The organism is Pseudomonas sp. S8 (assembly GCF_050473925.1).
Classification (GTDB): domain Bacteria; phylum Pseudomonadota; class Gammaproteobacteria; order Pseudomonadales; family Pseudomonadaceae; genus Aquipseudomonas; species Aquipseudomonas parakoreensis.
Genome location: NZ_JBFDVZ010000016.1, coordinates 1,630,469 through 1,645,338, shown reverse-complemented (window position 1 = coordinate 1,645,338; position 14,870 = coordinate 1,630,469). Strand labels below are relative to the sequence as shown.

Sequence of the window (14,870 nt, the reverse complement as noted above, 5' to 3'; positions counted from 1 at the left end):
AAGCATGGACAAGTTGGGTGCACTGAAAATGTTCGTGGTCACCGCGCAACTCGGTAGTTTCAGCCGCGCGGCCGAGCAACTGGGCAAGACCCCGTCGGCCCTGACCAAAGCGGTCAATCACCTGGAGGCGGAACTCGGTGCGCGCCTGTTCGAGCGCAGCACGCGGCGGATCCTGCTGACCGAAATCGGCCGGGTCTACCTGGAAACCGCACGGCTGGTGCTGCAGCGGCTGGAGGAGGCCGGCGAAGAGATCGAGCAGTTGCAGCACGGTCTGCGCGGCAACCTGAAAATCACCGCGCCACTGGCTTATGGGCGGGCGTTTCTTGATCAGGTGTGCGACGGCTTCTTGCAGCAATACCCGCAGATCAGCCTGCAAGTGGATCTGTGCGACGCGTTCGTCAATCTGCTGGAAAGCGGCTACGACCTGGCCTTGCGCGAGGGCCATGACGACTTGCCGGGGCTGATTGCCCGGGTAGTCGGCAGCAATCGACTGGCCTTGTGCGGCAGCCCGGAGTATCTGGCGCGCAAGGGCTTGCCGGTGAATCCGCAAACCCTCGAGCAGCATGAATGGCTGCTGTATCAGCACCCATTGCTCAGTCGCGAATTCTGGTGGGCCGAGCGCGACGGCCAGCGCCTGAGCCTGCCACAGCCGACGGCGCCGCGGTTGCGCAGTGACAATTACGACCTGCTGCTGGCCGGCGCCCTGGCCGGACGCGGCTTGCTGCACACGCCGTTGTGGAGCGCCGCACCGTACATCGCCGACGGGCGTCTGGTACGGGTCATGGCTGACTACGAAATCGACCCGGACAGCTTCGGCCCGCACATTCTTGCGGTGTACCCGAGCCATCGACGAGCCACGGCCAAGGTCGTCGCGTTCATCGATTACATCGCCGCCTTCCTCGCCGAACGTGGCCTCAACTGACGCCCCGTTCCCCGTAGGATCTGCCGCAGGCTGCGATCTTTTGATCTTGCTTTTTAAAATCACAAGATCGCAGCCTGCGGCAGCTCCTACACAGTCCCCGAGTCGCCTCTTTTGTAGGAGTTGTCGAGTGAAACGAGGCTGCGATCTTTTGATTTTTGTGGATCGCCAGCTCAGGCCGACTGGCGGTGCTTGTCAGTAAAATCCCACAGGAGTACAAATGTACTCCATGACCAATCTTACTCCCCGCCGTACCGCCATCCTGACCTTTATCCGCGAACGCATCGCCGAACACGGTCAGCCCCCAAGCCTCGCTGAAATCAGCGAGGCTTTTGGTTTTGCCTCGCGCAGCGTGGCGCGCAAGCATGTGCTGGCGCTCACCGAAGCCGGGTTTATCGAGGTCAACCCGCATCAGGCCCGGGGCATTCGCCTGCTCGGGCAACCCGCGCGGCCGGAGCTACTGGACATTCCGGTGCTCGGCCGGGTGGCTGCCGGTGCGCCGATCGGTGCCGATGCCGACATCCATAACCGCTTGATGCTTGATCCCGCGCTGTTCTCCCGTGCGCCCGACTACATGCTCCGAGTGCAGGGCGATTCGATGATCGAGGACGGCATTCTTGACGGCGATCTGGTGGGGGTGAAGCGCAATCCCGAGGCGCTCAACGGCCAGATCGTGGTGGCGCGCCTCGACGGTGAAGTGACAATCAAACGCTTCGAGCGCGTAGGCGATGAGATTCGGCTGCTGCCGCGCAACCCGGTGTACCAGCCGATTGTCGTGCGCGACGATCAGGACCTGGCCATCGAAGGAGTGTTCTGCGGTCTGGTGAGGCAAGGCTGATGGGCGCCGTCGTTGCACTCGATACGCTGTTCAATGGTGGCCAGGTCTGGAAGGGCCGGCCTGCGCCGCCGGCGGCCAGCCCGCAACCCACCGGGCATGCAGCCCTCGATGCGGCATTGCCCAGCGGCGGCTGGCCGGAAGCGGCGCTGAGTGAAATCCTCCTGGCCGGCCCCGGTGTCGGCGAACTGCAACTGGTGTGGCCGACGCTCGCGCGGTTGTCGGCAGCGGGCGAGCGCATCGTGCTGGTGGCGCCACCGTTCGTGCCGTACCCGCAGGCGTGGGCGAACGCCGGGGTCGATCTGCGCCAGTTGTCGGTGATTCAGGCCAGCGAACGCGATGCCTTGTGGGCGGCGGAACAATGCCTGCGTTCGGGCAGTTGCGGCGCGGTGCTGTGCTGGCCGCACAAGGCCGATGATCGTGCGTTGCGGCGCTTGCAGGTGGCGGCGGAAACCGGCCAGACCCTGGCGTTTGCCTGGCGTGCGCTGAGCGAGGCGGTCAACCCGTCGCCGGCCGCGCTACGGATTGCCATTGATGCCAGACCGTCCCAGTTGCGCGTGCTCAAATGCCGGGGCGGACTGGCGCGCACGGCACCGATTGCGTTTGCCGTGGGACACTGAGGTCGTCATGCGCTGGGTGTGTATTCTGTTCCCGCAATTGGCCCTCGACTCGGTGTTGCGTCAGCGTGCCGATCCCGATGAACCGTTGGTGCTGCTCAGCGGCCCGGCCCAGCGCCGGGTGCTGCAAGCGGTCAATCCAGCGGCGCGCCAGCTCGGGCTGCGTGCCGGCCAGTCGATGACCGCCGCACAAGCCTTGTGCAAAGGCTTTGCCACGGCCGATTACGACCTGGCCGAGGTCGAGCACTGGCAGCAATTTCTCGCGGCGTGGGCTTATCGGTTCAGCGCCCAGGTCAGCGTGCATTACCCGCGTACCGTGGTGTTCGAGATCGAATCCAGTCTGGGCCTGTTCGGTTCCTGGACGCAGTTCGAAGCACGGTTGCGCAAGGAGCTGACCGAGCTGGGTTTCCGCCATCGCATCGTCGCCGCACCGAATCCGGTGGCGGCGCGGGTGCTGGCCAACGCCTACGACGGTCTCGTCGTACCGGACGGCGAAGCCCTGCAACATCACCTCGGGCAGTTGCCCGTCGACCGTGTCGGGCTGGAGCCGCAAGTCGCCACGGCGCTGACGCGCATGGGCCTGCGCCACCTGAACCAGCTGCAAAGCCTGCCACGTCAGGCCCTGGCCCGGCGTTTCGAAGCGTCAATGCTCAAACACCTCGACACCTTGTTTGGCGCGCGTCCGCTGGCCTTGGCGTTCTATCTGCCGCCGGATCGTTTCGATGTGCGCATTGAACTCAATTTCGACGTGCAGTCGCATCAGGCGCTGCTGTTCCCGTTACGCCGCTTGACCGCTGACCTGTCGGCGTTCCTCTGCGGACGTGACAGCGGCGTGCAGCGTTTCGACCTGCATCTGGAGCACGCCGGGCTGCCGGACACGCTGATCAAGGTCGGCCTGCTCAGCGCCGAGCGCGATCCGGCGATGCTCTTCGAACTGGCCCGCGGGCGACTGGAGCAAGTCCAGGTCGAGGCCCCGGTGCGCGGTTTTCGTCTGCGCGCCGAAGACCTGCCGAGTTTCGTGCCGCAGTTTCAGGAACTGTTCGATGACCGTCCGCAACAGACCTTGCCCTGGGAGCAGTTGCGCGAACGCCTGCGCGCACGGCTCGGCGATGACGCGGTGCAGGGCCTGCGCTTTCAGGCCGACCACCGCCCCGAATGTGCGTGGCAGAACGCTGTCGACAAACAGCGTTGCAGCGGTTTGCCGAGCGTGCAGCGTCCGGGCTGGTTGCTCGGCGAACCGCAAAGCGTGCCCGAAGGTTCGGCGCGAATCCTCATGGGGCCGGAGCGCATCGAATCCGGCTGGTGGGACGGTGACGATGTGCGCCGCGATTACTACCTGATCCAGAACCGCGCCGGTCAGCAGGGCTGGGCCTATCGGGCGGTGGGCGAGGGCGGTCCGTTGTGGCTGCAGGGCTGGTTTGCATGAGCGATGGTTATGCCGAACTGCATTGCCTGTCGAACTTCAGTTTCCAGCGCGGTGCCTCCAGCGCCCTTGAGCTGTTCCATCGGGCAAAAAAACACGGTTATCAGGCGCTGGCGATCACTGACGAATGCACGCTGGCCGGGATCGTCCGCGCCTGGCAAGCGGCGAAATCAGTGGAGCTGCCGCTGGTCATCGGCAGTGAAGTCCGTATCGATAACGGTCCGAAACTGATACTGCTGGTGGAGAATCTGGCGGGCTATCAAACCTTGTGCGGCTTGATTACCCAGGCTCGGCGGCGCACGCAGAAGGGCCAGTACCAGGTGTTGCGCGAGGATTTCAGCGAGGCGCTGCCGGGATTGTTCATCGTGTGGGTGCCGGACAGCGTCGATGACGTGCAAGAGGGGCGCTGGCTGAAACAGGCTTTCGGCGCGCGCCTGTATCTGGCGGTGCAGTTGCATCGCGGTCAGGACGATCAGCGCCGGCTGGCGGCGCTGCGGAGTCTGGCCGAGCAGCTGCAGATTGCCGCTGTCGCCAGCGGTGATGTGCACATGCACGCCCGTGGCCGGCGCGCTTTGCAGGACACCATGACTGCGATCCGCCATCACGTCCCGGTGGCCGAGGCCGGGTTGCGCCTGCACCCCAACGGCGAGCGCCATCTGCGCAGCCTCGACGTGTTGCGCGAGTTGTATCCGCAAGCGTTGCTCGACGCCTCGGTGCAACTGGCGCGGCGCTGCACCTTCGATCTTGGCGAGTTGCGCTATGAGTACCCGAAAGAGCTGGTGCCGCAGGGGCATACCGGCAGCTCCTGGTTGCGCCAACTGACCGAAGACGGCATTGCCTGGCGCTGGCCAAAAGGGCCGCAGGCCAAAGTGCTCAAGCAAATCGACGATGAACTGAAACTGATCGCCGAACTCGGCTACGAAAGCTACTTCCTCACCGTGCACGACGTGGTGCGTTTCGCCCGCGATCAGCAGATTCTCTGTCAGGGCCGCGGTTCGGCGGCTAACTCGGCGGTGTGTTTTGCCTTGGGTATCACCGAGATCGACCCGGACCGCACCACGCTGCTGTTCGAGCGTTTCATGTCGAAAGAACGCAACGAGCCGCCGGACATCGACGTCGATTTCGAGCACGAACGCCGCGAAGAAGTCCTGCAATACGTGTTTCGCCGCTATGGCCGGCGGCGTGCGGCGTTGACGGCGGTGGTCAGCACTTACCACGCTGCCGGTGCGGTGCGCGACGTAGCCAAGGCCCTTGGGCTACCGCCGGATCAGATCAATGCACTGGCCGATTGCTGCGGCCACTGGAGCGACGAAACACCGCCGCTGGCGCGGTTGCTCGAAGGCGGCTTCGATCCCGACAGCCCGGTACTGCGCCGGGTGCTGAGCCTGACCGGGCAACTGATCGGCTTCCCCCGGCACCTGTCGCAACACCCCGGCGGTTTCGTGATTTCCGAACAGCCACTGGACACCCTGGTGCCGGTGGAAAACGCGGCCATGGCCGAGCGCACGATCATTCAGTGGGACAAGGACGACCTCGACGCGGTCGGGCTGCTCAAGGTCGATATCCTCGCCCTCGGCATGCTCAGTGCGATCCGTCGCTGTTTCGACTTGCTGCGTCGGCATCGGCATCTGGATCTGAGCCTGGCGACGATTCCTGCTGAAGACAAACCGACCTACGAGATGATCAGCCGCGCCGACACCATCGGCGTGTTCCAGATCGAATCGCGGGCGCAGATGTCGATGCTGCCGCGGCTGAAGCCGGCGAAGTTCTACGACCTGGTGATTGAGGTCGCCATCGTCCGCCCCGGGCCGATTCAGGGCGGTATGGTTCATCCGTACCTGCGTCGCCGCAACAAGGAAGAGCCGGAAACCTATCCCTCGCCGGAGCTGGAAGTGGTGCTCAAGCGCACCCTCGGCGTGCCGCTGTTTCAGGAACAGGTGATGCAGATCGCCATCGTCGCCGCCGACTACAGCCCCGGTGAGGCCGATCAGTTACGTCGCTCGATGGCCGCGTGGAAACGCCACGGCGGGCTGGAGCCGCACAAGGCGCGACTGGCTGCCGGCATGAAGAAAAACGGCTACACCGAGGAATTCGCCGCGCAGATCTTCGAGCAGATCAAGGGGTTTGGCAGTTACGGGTTTCCCGAATCCCACGCTGCCAGTTTCGCCTTGCTGACCTACGCCAGTTGCTGGCTCAAGTGCCACGAACCGGCGGCGTTCGCCTGTGCGCTGATCAATAGCTGGCCGATGGGTTTCTACAGCCCGGATCAGATCCTTCAGGACGCGCGCCGCCATCAATTGCAGATCCGTCCGGTGGACGTGCGTGCCAGCGACTGGGATTGCAGCCTGGAACCGATCAGCGGCGCGCAACCGGCGATCCGCATGGGCCTGCGGATGATCAAGGGCTTTCGCGAGGACGATGCGCGGCGCATTGAGGCGGCGCGGGCGCGGGGAGCGTTTGCCGATGTCGCCGACCTGGGCGAACGGGCCGCGCTCGACAGTCGGGCCCAGGCGTTGCTCGCCGATGCCGGGGCGTTGCGCGGGGTGGCCGGGCATCGGCATCGCGCGCGCTGGGAAGTGGCCGGGGTGCAGAAACAGCTGGGTCTGTTTGCCGGCTTGCCGAGCCAGGAAGAGCCCGATGTGCTGCTGCCCAAACCGAGTGTCGGCGAGGACTTGCAGGCCGATTACGCGACGCTTGGCACCACCTTGGGGCCGCATCCGTTGGCGTTGCTGCGTGGCGAACTCAAGGCCCGGCGTTGCCGCAGTTCACAGGAGTTGCTGGACGTGGAACACGGTCGGCCAGTGAGCATCGCCGGGCTGGTCACCGGGCGTCAGCGACCGGGCACTGCCAGCGGCGTTACGTTCGTCACCCTCGAAGACGAGTTCGGCAACGTCAACGTGGTGGTCTGGCGCGATCTGGCCGAGCGTCAGCGTCAGGTGCTGGTCGGCTCGCAACTGCTCAAGGTTGACGGCCGCTGGGAGCGTGAGGGCGAAGTGCGGCACCTGATCGCCGGGCGACTGAGCGATCTGAGTCCTCTGCTCGACGGCATCCGCGTGCAGAGCCGCGACTTCCATTAACACCGATCCCCCTGTAGGAGCTGCCGCAGGCTGCGATCTTTTGATCTTGTTTTTAAAAAGCCAAGTCAAAAGATCGCAGCCTGCGGCAGCTCCTACACGGGGTATTTGTGTCGTTCAGATCAGCCAATTCATTGGCGTCAAAAAAATCTGTCGCGAATGATGGCACTTTGTCATAATGTCGCCCCTTTTCCTGCTCCCCACCGCTTTGCCGTGCCGGGGCACACCGTTTTTTCAGAAGGAATGCACAGTGAGAATGATCTCCCGGATGTTGGTCTCAGGCGTTGCGATTGCCGTGCTCGGCACCCTTGCCAGCTCCCTTGCCGGATGCGCCACCGAAAGCTCCCGCGCACTGCCGGTGGCCAAGGTCGAGAGCGCCACGCAAGTCTGGACCGGCGTTCGCGTACCGATGGCGGTGGGCAAGTTCGATAACCGCTCCAGCTACATGCGCGGGATCTTCTCCGACGGCGTCGATCGTCTCGGCGGCCAGGCCAAGACCATCCTGATCACGCACTTGCAGCAGACCAACCGTTTCTCGGTACTGGACCGCGACAACATGGGCGAGATCCAGCAGGAAGCCGCGATCAAGGGCCAGGCCCAGCGCCTCAAGGGTGCCGATTACGTGGTCACCGGTGACGTCACCGAGTTCGGCCGCAAGGAAACCGGCGACCACCAACTGTTCGGCATTCTTGGCCGTGGCAAGACCCAGGTCGCCTACGCCAAGGTCAACCTGAACATCGTCAACATCAGCACCTCCGAAGTGGTGTATTCGACGCAGGGCGCCGGCGAGTACGCCTTGTCTAACCGCGAAATCATCGGTTTTGGCGGCACCGCCGCGTACGACTCCACCCTCAACGGCAAAGTCCTCGATCTGGCCATGCGCGAGGCGATCAATCGTCTGGTCGATGGCATGAACGCCGGTGCCTGGAAACCGGCTAACTGATCGTTATTCATTGCAAGGAGCAACACCCCATGAATCTGACTTTGTCGCGGTCGCTGCTGGCCCTGACGCTGGCCGCCAGCGCCTTGCTGGCCGGTTGCAGCAGCCCGAAAACCCTGTACCAGTGGGAAGACTATCAACCGCAGGTCTACGAATACTTCAAAGGCGAAGAGCCGAAGGAAGCGCAGGCCGAAGTGCTGGAGCGCGATCTGCAAAAGATCCGTTCCACCGGCAAGGCTGTGCCGCCGGGCTACCACGCGCATCTCGGGCTGCTGTACCTGAGCATGGGCAAGGACGATCAGATGGTGCAGCAGTTCCGCACCGAAAAAGCGCTGTTCCCCGAGTCCGGCCCGTACATGGATTTTCTGCTTAAAAACGCCAAGACCGGAGACGCCAAATGATCTCGCGCACCCTGAAACTGCTGGCCGCCGGTTTGGCCCTGACCGTACTCGGTGGCTGTGTTGCGCCGAAAACCGTCGACTATTCGGCGTACAAGCAGGCACGGCCGAAGACCATTCTGGTGCTGCCGCCGCTGAACACCTCGCCGGACGTGAAAGCCTCGTACAGCCTGTTGTCGCAAGTGACGTTTCCACTGGCTGAAGCCGGTTACTACGTACTGCCGATCGCGCTGGTGGACGAAACCTTCCGGCAGAACGGTCTGACTACGCCGGATGATATCCATCAGGCTCCGGCGAACAAACTGAAGGAAATCTTCGGCGCCGACGCTGCGTTGTACATCACCGTGACCGAGTACGGTACGCGTTACATGGTCATCAGCAGCGAAACCGCGGTGACCGCCACCGCCAAACTGGTGGACCTGAAGTCCGGCACCACGCTGTGGACCGGTTCGGCGCGGGCGTCGAGCGAAGAGGGCGGCAACAACAGCGGTGGCGGTCTGGTCGGCATGCTGATTACCGCCGCAGTGAAACAGGTGATCAACAGTTCGACCGACGCCGGGTATCCGATTGCCGGTGTGGCGAGCAATCGTCTGTTGTCGGCCGGTCAGCACGCCGGTCTGTTGTACGGTCCGCGTTCGCCGAAATACGGTACCGACTGAAGATCAAAAGATCGCAGCCTGCGCCAGCTCCTGCAGGGAAACGCATCCCAAATGCAGGAGCTGCCGCAGGCTGCGATCTTTTTGCATCATGACGGCCTCCCGCTCACTTGACCCCTCCTGACTTGCGATTCATCCCCTGCATCTCGCCACCAAAGGCGATATCCTGCGCCACACTTATCGAAGCAAACAGCGCAAAACTCTGGAACACCGTGTTTGCCTGAGGCTAAAGGAGTGTTCGAATGACCGAGAAGAAACTGGAAACCACGGTCGACCGCGTCTACCAAGGGGTTTACCAGGCGATCAGCAAGCGTTCGCTGCGTCCGGGGATGAAGCTGGGCGAGGCCTCGCTGGCCGAACTGTTCAATGTCAGCCGTACGTCGGTGCGCGCTGCGCTCAAGCAACTGGAGGCTGATGGCCTGGTCACCACCGAGCCCAATAAGGGTGCGTCGGTGTCTTTGCCCAGCGATGAAGAGATCCGCTCGCTGTTCGAAACCCGGCGGCTGATCGAGATCGGCATCGTCACCGAGCTGTGCCGCCGCAAGGACACCGCGGCGATGCAAGACCTGCGCAAACACCTGTTGCTGGAAGATGAAGCCCACGCCGCCGGCGATCATGAACGACTGATCCACCTGCTCGGCGAGTTCCATATCAAACTGGCGCGCAGCCTCAATAATCCGGTGCTGCTGGACTGGTTCCAGAAGCTGATTTCCCGTGCCTCGCTGTACGTTGCCGCACTGGATGACGACAGCCACGAAGCCTGCCGCGACAACGAACATCTGCGCCTGATCGAATACATCGAGGCAGGCGACCAGAACGCCGCCATCGAGCTGACCTGCCTGCACCTCAATGGCGTCGAAAAGGCGATTCTCGACGTCGCTGCGAAGATGAAAACTGGCTACCATCCGCTCAAACACCTGATCGGGGTCTGAACCCGGGGCGCCGCGAGAAATCGGCTATACCTTCAATGAAACCAATGCGACCGACGGCGCTCGAAACACAGGGGCGCTGCGTTCGTTCAGCGTTGCGATATATCGGGCAAACACCACAGGACACCGAGTCAATCGATGCAGTTTTTATCCGATAGCCACGGTTGTGACGGCTGGAAAGGCGAGATGGCCGAACGCATTTGCGCGTTCGACTGGCGCCACACCGAACTCGGCCCGCTCGACACCTGGCCTGCCAGCCTGTGCAGCACCGTGCAATTGATGCTGGCTTCGCCCTTGCCGATGGTCATGCTCTGGGGCCACGCCGGGTACATGATCTACAACGACGCGTACTCGCAGTTTGCCGGTGGTCGCCACCCGTATCTGCTGGGTGCACCCGTGGAACTGGGGTGGCCGGAAGTCGCCGAGTTCAACCGGCACGTGGTCGACACCTGTCTGGCGGGCGGCACCTTGTCCTACCGCAACAAGGAACTGGTGCTGTTGCGCGATGGCGTGCCTGAAGATGTCTGGATGGATCTGTATTACAGCCCGGTGGCCAACGACGACGGCGTGCCTTCTGGGGTGATGGCGATGGTGGTCGAGACCACCGAGCTAGTGCGCTCCGAACAACTGCGTCAGGCCGCTGAAGACGCCTATCGCGCCGATAACGAACGGGTGCGTCTGGCACTGAATGCCGGGGCGTTGCTCGGCTCGTTTGTCTGGGATGTGAAGAACAATGTGTTGTCGGCGGACGAGCGTTTCGCTCGCACGTTTTCGTATCCGCCGGAGCAGGATCTGAGCAACCTGCCGCAATCCTTGACTGAATCGCGGATTCACCCGGATGACCTGGCGTGGGTGCAGGACCGGGTCAATCATTCACTGCACACCGGCGAGCCATACAACGCCGAGTACCGCGTGTTACGGGCCGACGGCAGCTATCTGTGGGTGCTTGCCAGTGGCGCCTGCGAGTTTGACGAGCAAGGCACGCCGCTCCGTTTCCCCGGGGTGTTGATCGACATCCATGAACGCAAGATCGCCGAAGAATCCCTGCTCAAATTCACGCGCAACCTGGAGCAGCGGGTGGCCAGTGAAGTGGATGCCCGGCTGGCGGCGGAAGAGCAATTGCGCCAGTCGCAAAAACTTGAAGCCATCGGCGGACTTACCGGTGGCGTGGCCCACGATTTCAACAACCTGCTGCAAGTGATTGCCGGCAACCTGCATTTGCTGGCGCGGCATGAGCCGGACAATGCCAACGTGCAACGCCGGGTCAGCGCCTCGCTGGCAGCGGTGGAACGCGGTGCGAAACTGTCGTCGCAATTGCTCGCTTTTGCCCGGCGCCAACCGTTGTCGCCGGCGGTGTGCGATCCGCGGCAGATCTTCGACGGCGTCGGCGAATTGCTCCAGCGTGCGCTGGGCGAAACCATTCAGATCGACGTGCAATTGCCGCAGGAACCGTGGCACATCAACGTCGACCGCAATCAGCTGGAAAACGCCATTCTCAATCTGGCGATCAACGCCCGGGACGCGATGAAAGGCGAGGGCACGATTGTCCTCAGCGCCATCAATACGCGGCTGGACAGCACTTTTTGCGCAGGCAAAGGCATCGTCGCCGGCGATTTTGTAAGGGTGATGGTCAGCGATAGCGGCGTCGGCATTGCGCCTCAAATGCTTGAGCAGGTATTCGAGCCGTTCTTCACCACCAAGGCTGACGGCCAGGGCACCGGGCTCGGTTTGAGCATGGTGTTCGGTTTCGTCAAACAAAGTGGTGGCCATGTCGAGATCGACAGCACCGTGGGCGAAGGCACGCGGGTGCAACTGTACTTTCCGCGCAGCCTGCGTCCGGTCCTTGATGAGACGCCGAGTATCGACAAGCAACAGGGCGGCGGCCACGAGACCATCCTGGTGGTCGAAGACAACGACGCGGTGCGCGCCTCGGCCGTGGAATTGCTGCGCGAAGAGGGTTATCGCGTGTTGACCGCCGGTAATGGCGACGTGGCGATGCAGAGGCTGCTGGAAGGTATCGAAGTGGATCTGATTTTCACCGACGTGGTGATGCCGGGGCTGATCAAAAGCTCCGATCTGGCGGCATGGGCCAAGGTGCAGGTACCGCCGGTGTCGGTGCTGTTCACCTCTGGCCACACCCGCGACATCATTTCGCGCAACCACCAGTTGAGTCCGGACACGCACTTGCTGAGCAAACCGTATGGCCCGGAGTCACTGTTGCAGATGATTCGATCGGTGCTCAGTGCCTAGCTGGCCAATTCCCGATTCCCTGTGGCGAGGGGATTCATCCCCGATGGAGTGCGCAGCACTCCCCTGCATTTTTCCAGCTATATGGCATTTGCAGTGACTGCGCCGGCTGCGCCGCCGATCGGGGATAAATCCCCTCACCACAGGGTTCAGCTTCGCCCCTAATTTTTTCTGCAGGGACAGCCAATGACTTCCAAGCGTAATTCCAAAGCACCTACCGGCATGGTCCGGGTGCGTGGCGCCCGTGAGCACAACCTGAAGAACGTCGACGTCGACATTCCCCGCGATGCGCTGGTGGTGTTTACTGGCGTTTCCGGTTCGGGCAAGTCGTCGCTGGCCTTTTCGACCTTGTACGCCGAAGCCCAACGGCGCTATTTCGAATCGGTGGCGCCGTACGCGCGGCGCCTGATCGATCAAGTCGGAGTGCCGGATGTCGATTCCATCGAAGGCTTGCCGCCTGCCGTGGCTTTGCAACAGCAGCGCGGTACGCCGAGTACGCGGTCGTCGGTGGGCAGCGTGACCACGTTGTCCAGCCTGATCCGCATGCTGTATTCCCGCGCCGGCAGTTATCCGTCGGGGCAACCGATGCTCTATGCCGAGGATTTTTCACCGAACACGCCGCAGGGCGCCTGTCCAGAGTGCCACGGCCTTGGCCGGGTCTACGAAGTGACCGAGGCGCTGATGGTGCCCGATCCGAACCTGACCATCCGCCAGCGCGCCGTGGCGTCCTGGCCGCTGGCGTGGCAAGGGCAGAACCTGCGCGACATTCTTGTGACCATGGGCATCGACGTCGACATTCCGTGGAAGAAGCTGCCGAAAAAACAGCGCGACTGGATTCTGTTCACCGAAGAAACGCCCACCGTGCCGGTGTACGCCGGGCTGACCCCGGAGGAAACCCGGGTCGCGCTCAAACGCAAGATGGAACCGAGTTATCAGGGCACCTTCACCGGCGCCCGCCGTTACATCCTGCACACCTTCACCCACTCGCAAAGTGCGCTGATGAAGAAGCGCGTTGCGCGATTCATGCTCGGCAGCCCGTGCCCGTTGTGTGACGGCAAGCGCCTCAAGCGTGAAGCGTTGTCGGTGACCTTCGCCGGTTACGACATTGGCGAGTTGTCGCAGATGCCGTTGCTGCAAGTCGCCGAAGTATTGAAGCCCGTGGCTGCGGCGACGTATCTGGAACAGGCCGAGGAAAGCGGTGAAACCCTCAGCCAAGCGCAAACCCGCGAGGCGCGTCAGCAACGCGTCGCCCACGGTGCCAGCGGCCACGCCAGCGCGCCGGACGTACGCCACACGCCGAACCTGTCGCTGGAAAAGCGTCTGGCAGCGCAGCGCATTGCCGAGGACTTGCTGGAACGGGTGAGCACCCTGACCGATCTGGGCCTTGGTTACCTGGCGCTGGAGCGAAGCACGCCGACCTTGTCGTCCGGCGAGCTGCAGCGCCTGCGTCTGGCGACACAATTGGGCTCGCAACTGTTCGGCGTGATCTACGTGCTCGACGAGCCGTCCGCCGGCCTGCACCCAGCCGATGGCGAGGCGCTGTTCGAAGCCTTGCAGCGCTTGAAGGCTGACGGCAATACGCTGTTTGTGGTCGAGCACGATCTGGAAACCATGCGCCGCGCCGACTGGCTGATCGATGTCGGCCCGGCGGCGGGCGAGAAGGGCGGGCAGGTGTTGTACAGCGGCCCGCCAGCAGGCTTGGCCGAGATCGACGAATCGCAGACCCGCGCCTATCTGTTTGCCGAGAGCCAGCGGCAGACCCGCACCGCGCGCAAGCCGAGCGGGTGGCTGAAACTCGATGGCATCAGCCGCAATAACCTGCACAACCTCAGCGCTGAATTTCCGCTGGGCTGTTTCACCTCGGTGACCGGGGTATCGGGTTCGGGCAAGTCAAGTCTGGTCAGTCAGGCGTTGCTCGAACTGGTCGGTGCGCAACTCGGGCGGCCGGTGATTGAAGAGGCGCCGGAAGAACTCAGTCTCGAAGACGACGCGCCGCAGGCCAGCAGCGGTCAGGTGACGGCGGGGCTGGAGTCGATCAAGCGTCTGGTGCAGGTCGATCAAAAGCCCATCGGCCGCACGCCACGTTCGAATCTGGCGACCTACACCGGGCTGTTCGACAACGTGCGCAAACTGTTCGCCGCCACCCCCGAGGCGCGGGCGGCGGGGTACGACGCCGGGCAGTTCTCCTTCAACGTCGCCAAGGGCCGTTGCCCGACCTGCGAGGGTGAGGGGTTTGTCAGCGTTGAGTTGCTGTTCATGCCGAGCGTGTACGCACCGTGTCCGACCTGTCATGGCGCGCGCTACAACCCACAGACGTTGATGATTCAGTGGCAAGGCCTGAGCATTGCGCAGGTGCTGCAACTGACCGTGGATGAAGCGGTCGAGGTGTTCGGCGAACAGCCGACAATTCGCCGTTCGCTGGAAGTGCTGCGAGACATCGGCCTCGGTTATCTGCGGCTCGGGCAGCCGGCCACCGAGCTGTCCGGTGGCGAGGCGCAGCGGATCAAACTGGCAACCGAACTGCAGCGCAATCAGCGCGGCGCGACCCTGTATGTGCTGGATGAACCGACCACCGGTTTGCATCCGCGGGATGTCGATCGGCTGCTGGAACAACTGGACAACCTGGTGACGGCAGGGCACACGGTCATCGTGGTCGAGCATGAAATGCGCGTGGTGGCGCAGAGTGACTGGGTGATCGACATCGGCCCGGGGGCCGGGGATCAGGGCGGCCGGATTGTCGTGGCCGGCACACCGCAGAAAGTCGCAGCGAGCAAGAAGAGCCGGACGGCGCCGTTTCTGGCGCGGGCCTTGAGCCGATAGCCCAACGGTTCT

11 protein-coding genes and 1 pseudogene are annotated in these 14,870 nt (G+C 63.1%); 11 read left to right on the top strand and 1 reads right to left on the bottom strand.

What is annotated here, in order from left to right:
• Positions 1–4 precede the first annotated feature (4 nt).
• The 8 genes from AB1J88_RS08610 to AB1J88_RS08575 all read left to right on the top strand — a co-directional run bounded on the left by AB1J88_RS08610 (position 5) and on the right by AB1J88_RS08575 (position 8,865).
• Positions 5–922: a LysR family transcriptional regulator gene (locus AB1J88_RS08610; protein WP_121185129.1), complete on the top strand. Its 918-nt coding sequence runs from the start codon at positions 5–7 to the stop codon at positions 920–922.
• A gap of 217 nt (positions 923–1,139) precedes the next feature.
• Entirely contained in the window at positions 1,140–1,757 is a 618-nt protein-coding gene (gene lexA, locus AB1J88_RS08605; protein ID WP_430290788.1) for a transcriptional repressor LexA, read from the top strand.
• The gene (gene imuA, locus AB1J88_RS08600) at positions 1,757–2,374 is read left to right on the top strand and encodes a translesion DNA synthesis-associated protein ImuA (protein WP_430290787.1); all 618 of its coding nucleotides are present in this window, start codon (positions 1,757–1,759) and stop codon (positions 2,372–2,374) included. Before lexA ends, imuA begins: the two co-directional genes overlap by 1 nt.
• Positions 2,375–2,381: 7 nt before the next feature.
• The gene (locus tag AB1J88_RS08595) at positions 2,382–3,797 is read left to right on the top strand and encodes a Y-family DNA polymerase (RefSeq protein ID WP_430290786.1); all 1,416 of its coding nucleotides are present in this window, start codon (positions 2,382–2,384) and stop codon (positions 3,795–3,797) included.
• Positions 3,794–6,871, top strand: a complete 3,078-nt coding sequence (locus tag AB1J88_RS08590; RefSeq protein ID WP_430290785.1) for an error-prone DNA polymerase — start codon at positions 3,794–3,796, stop codon at positions 6,869–6,871. Before AB1J88_RS08595 ends, AB1J88_RS08590 begins: the two co-directional genes overlap by 4 nt.
• A 253-nt stretch (positions 6,872–7,124) precedes the next feature.
• Complete coding sequence (locus AB1J88_RS08585) at positions 7,125–7,811, top strand: CsgG/HfaB family protein (protein WP_186448497.1); 687 nt, start codon at positions 7,125–7,127, stop codon at positions 7,809–7,811.
• 29 nt (positions 7,812–7,840) lie between these two features.
• Complete coding sequence (locus AB1J88_RS08580) at positions 7,841–8,209, top strand: DUF4810 domain-containing protein (protein ID WP_003225593.1); 369 nt, start codon at positions 7,841–7,843, stop codon at positions 8,207–8,209.
• Positions 8,206–8,865, top strand: coding sequence for a DUF799 domain-containing protein (locus AB1J88_RS08575; protein ID WP_108590425.1), 660 nt, complete (start codon positions 8,206–8,208; stop codon positions 8,863–8,865). The genes AB1J88_RS08580 and AB1J88_RS08575 overlap by 4 nt, the downstream gene beginning before the upstream one ends.
• A gap of 121 nt (positions 8,866–8,986) precedes the next feature.
• Here the strand turns inward: AB1J88_RS08575 and AB1J88_RS08570 are convergent.
• Positions 8,987–9,085, bottom strand: a pseudogene (locus tag AB1J88_RS08570) (hypothetical protein); the annotation flags it as partial.
• A 19-nt stretch (positions 9,086–9,104) separates the two neighbouring features.
• On the opposite strand from AB1J88_RS08570, the gene AB1J88_RS08565 reads away from it, so the two are divergent.
• The 3 genes from AB1J88_RS08565 to AB1J88_RS08555 all read left to right on the top strand — a co-directional run bounded on the left by AB1J88_RS08565 (position 9,105) and on the right by AB1J88_RS08555 (position 14,858).
• A complete protein-coding gene (locus AB1J88_RS08565; RefSeq protein WP_041073761.1) occupies positions 9,105–9,794 on the top strand; it encodes a GntR family transcriptional regulator in 690 nt (229 codons plus the stop codon).
• A gap of 135 nt (positions 9,795–9,929) precedes the next feature.
• Positions 9,930–12,041: an ATP-binding protein gene (locus AB1J88_RS08560; RefSeq protein WP_430290784.1), complete on the top strand. Its 2,112-nt coding sequence runs from the start codon at positions 9,930–9,932 to the stop codon at positions 12,039–12,041.
• A gap of 183 nt (positions 12,042–12,224) precedes the next feature.
• Complete coding sequence (locus AB1J88_RS08555; RefSeq protein WP_430290783.1) at positions 12,225–14,858, top strand: excinuclease ABC subunit A; 2,634 nt, start codon at positions 12,225–12,227, stop codon at positions 14,856–14,858.
• The last annotated feature ends 12 nt before the right edge of the window (positions 14,859–14,870 follow it).

What these genes read in the sequence shown, in the direction of transcription:
- AB1J88_RS08610 (WP_121185129.1), top strand. Translation starts at nt 5, where the DNA reads ATGGACAAGTTGGGTGCACTGAAAATGTTCGTGGTCACCGCGCAACTC.
- AB1J88_RS08590 (WP_430290785.1), top strand. Translation starts at nt 3,794, where the DNA reads ATGAGCGATGGTTATGCCGAACTGCATTGCCTGTCGAACTTCAGTTTC.
- AB1J88_RS08560 (WP_430290784.1), top strand. Translation starts at nt 9,930, where the DNA reads ATGCAGTTTTTATCCGATAGCCACGGTTGTGACGGCTGGAAAGGCGAG.
- AB1J88_RS08555 (WP_430290783.1), top strand. Translation starts at nt 12,225, where the DNA reads ATGACTTCCAAGCGTAATTCCAAAGCACCTACCGGCATGGTCCGGGTG.
- AB1J88_RS08575 (WP_108590425.1), top strand. Translation starts at nt 8,206, where the DNA reads ATGATCTCGCGCACCCTGAAACTGCTGGCCGCCGGTTTGGCCCTGACC.
- lexA (WP_430290788.1), top strand. Translation starts at nt 1,140, where the DNA reads ATGTACTCCATGACCAATCTTACTCCCCGCCGTACCGCCATCCTGACC.
- imuA (WP_430290787.1), top strand. Translation starts at nt 1,757, where the DNA reads ATGGGCGCCGTCGTTGCACTCGATACGCTGTTCAATGGTGGCCAGGTC.
- AB1J88_RS08595 (WP_430290786.1), top strand. Translation starts at nt 2,382, where the DNA reads ATGCGCTGGGTGTGTATTCTGTTCCCGCAATTGGCCCTCGACTCGGTG.
- AB1J88_RS08565 (WP_041073761.1), top strand. Translation starts at nt 9,105, where the DNA reads ATGACCGAGAAGAAACTGGAAACCACGGTCGACCGCGTCTACCAAGGG.
- AB1J88_RS08580 (WP_003225593.1), top strand. Translation starts at nt 7,841, where the DNA reads ATGAATCTGACTTTGTCGCGGTCGCTGCTGGCCCTGACGCTGGCCGCC.
- AB1J88_RS08585 (WP_186448497.1), top strand. Translation starts at nt 7,125, where the DNA reads ATGATCTCCCGGATGTTGGTCTCAGGCGTTGCGATTGCCGTGCTCGGC.